The sequence below is a fragment of the Aeromicrobium sp. Leaf272 genome (genome assembly GCF_001422865.1).
Taxonomy (GTDB): domain Bacteria; phylum Actinomycetota; class Actinomycetes; order Propionibacteriales; family Nocardioidaceae; genus Aeromicrobium.
The window spans coordinates 571,815-573,752 of sequence record NZ_LMMY01000009.1; the positions used below are offsets into that span (position 1 = coordinate 571,815).

The 1,938-nt window shown below is 73.9% G+C and carries 3 protein-coding genes; 2 read left to right on the forward strand and 1 reads right to left on the reverse strand.

The genetic code is table 11. The features are described 5' to 3' along the window. On the forward strand, window positions 1-248 hold a 248-nt coding region (locus ASF38_RS17875; protein WP_200914403.1), incomplete at its 5' end, for a hypothetical protein. Between the two features lie 270 nt (window positions 249-518). Here the strand turns inward: ASF38_RS17875 and ASF38_RS04420 are convergent. Next, the gene (locus tag ASF38_RS04420) at window positions 519-1,256 is read right to left on the reverse strand and encodes an MBL fold metallo-hydrolase (RefSeq protein ID WP_056573907.1); all 738 of its coding nucleotides are present in this window, start codon (window positions 1,254-1,256) and stop codon (window positions 519-521) included. Between the two features lie 121 nt (window positions 1,257-1,377). Between ASF38_RS04420 and ASF38_RS18790 the strand changes: the two genes are divergently transcribed. Continuing rightward, a partial coding sequence (locus ASF38_RS18790; protein ID WP_235497390.1) for a CocE/NonD family hydrolase occupies window positions 1,378-1,938 on the forward strand: 561 nt, incomplete at its 3' end.

The window sequence follows — 1,938 nt, forward strand, 5'->3', positions numbered from 1 at the left end:
GCGCGCGCGAGGAGGAGGCCGACGCCACCGACGTGGAGGCCAAGGCCGACACCGACGGAACCGGCGCGGCCAAGGACGAGGCACCGTCGGAGGTCGTCGCCGTCGAGGACGCGCCGAACGCCGACCCGGAGTCCGACGACGTCGCGCCGCTGAGCGACGCGAACCCGTCGGGCACGGACGTCTCGACCGCGGCCACCGACGCGGCCAAGGACGAGGAGCCCCAGGGCGAGGACGAGCCCAAGGCCTGACGCACGACCGATCCCAGCCGAGAGGGCGCCCGCACCACGCGGGCGCCCTCTCGTCGTCTTCGTCCCCGTGCCACGCCCCGACAGGCGGACGGGAGCCGTCGCACGGTGCCGGCCGCGGGAGGTAGGTGGCCCGCGCAACCCCGGCACCCCGAGGTAGGTGCCACGCGGATACGCGCCTCCTATCCGCGCGCCACCTACCTCTGACGAGTCGATTCCGCGCGCCACCTACCTCTGACGAGTCGATTCCGCGCGCCACCTACCTCTGACGAGTCAAGGCCGGGGGGAGAGGGCCTGGTCGACGGCGTCGCCCAGGGGGCCGCGCCAGGCCGGGCCATGACCGGGGGCGATGGTGTCGGCGTCGAGGGCGCGCAGCCGCTCCAGCGAGCGCTCCGCCTGCACGCCGTCGGCCGTGAAGAAGCCGGGCAGCTGCTGGGGGCCGCGCCGACGCGAGATCGCGTGGCCCGTCACCAGGGCGTCGCCGGTGACGAGCACGCCGGCCGCGGGGAACAGGTACGCCGCGTGTCCGCTGGTGTGGCCCGGCGTGTGCACCGGGACCGGGGCGCCCGGCACGTCGAGCGGCGCACCGTCGGTCCACGCGCGGGCGTGGGCGAAGGTCTGGTGCGCCGTCGCGCCCAGCCGGGAGATCCGGGCAGCCCACAGCGCCGTCCGCGGGCGCCAGGCCCGACGCGCGACGTCGAGGGTGGTGGCCGACTCGACCCGCTCCCCCGTCGCGTTGGGCACCTCGTCGGCGTGCATCAGCACCGGCACCCCGTGGTGCTCCCACCAGCGCGCCACGCTGCCGACGTGGTCGACGTGCGCGTGCGTCACCAGCACGGCCGAGACGTCGCCGGGCACGAGACCGAGCTCCCGCACCGACGCGTCCAGCCGCTCTGCGTCCCCGGGATAGCCGGTGTCGACGACCGTCAGGGCGTCGCCGTCCTGCATCAGCACCCAGTTGACGTCCGTGCCGCCGGACAGGTGCACCCCGTCACCGATCTGCGTGAGCATGCGTCGACGCTACCCCCGCAGGCGTCAGCGTTGGCAGCCCCGAGTCGGGACCTTCGTCCCCGTGACCCACCTCACGGTTGCTCGTTGCAACCTGTACCCGCGTACCAGTCGAGGAGCCACCGTGCGTCGAGCCGTCCTGACCGCCCTGTCCGCCGTCCTCGTCCTGGCCGGGCTCGCCGCCGTACCCACCGCCACGGCTGCTGCCGCGCCGTACACCGTCACCTCGCTGTGGTTCCGCGTGACCGTCGGGGAGAAGAACGACCAGAAGTGCACCATCGTGGCCGACCAGTACCTGCCCCGCACGGCCACGGCGAGGAAGCCGGTGCCGGCCATCCTCACGACCAACGGCTTCGGCGGCTCCAAGGACGACCAGGCCGGTCTCGGACGCCTCTTCGCCTCCCGCGGCTACGCCGTCATCAGCTACTCCGGGCTCGGCTTCGGCGGCTCGGGCTGCCCGATCTCCCTCGACGACCCCGCGGTCGACGGCAAGGCCGCCAGCCAGATCATCGGCTACCTCGGCGGCGCCACCGGCACGGCCTACCTCGACGCCGGCCTCACGAAGAAGGCGCCCGCCCTGACGGTCGTGAAGCGCGACGCGAGGAACCAGCTCGGGACGGTCTCGCGGAACGACCCACGCGTGGGCATGGTCGGCATCTCCTACGGCGGTGGCATCCAGTTCGCC

Bases quoted from the DNA above. Each gene is read 5' to 3' on its own strand.
- ASF38_RS04420 (WP_056573907.1), bottom strand. From the start codon at position 1,256: ATGCTCACGCAGATCGGTGACGGGGTGCACCTGTCCGGCGGCACGGAC.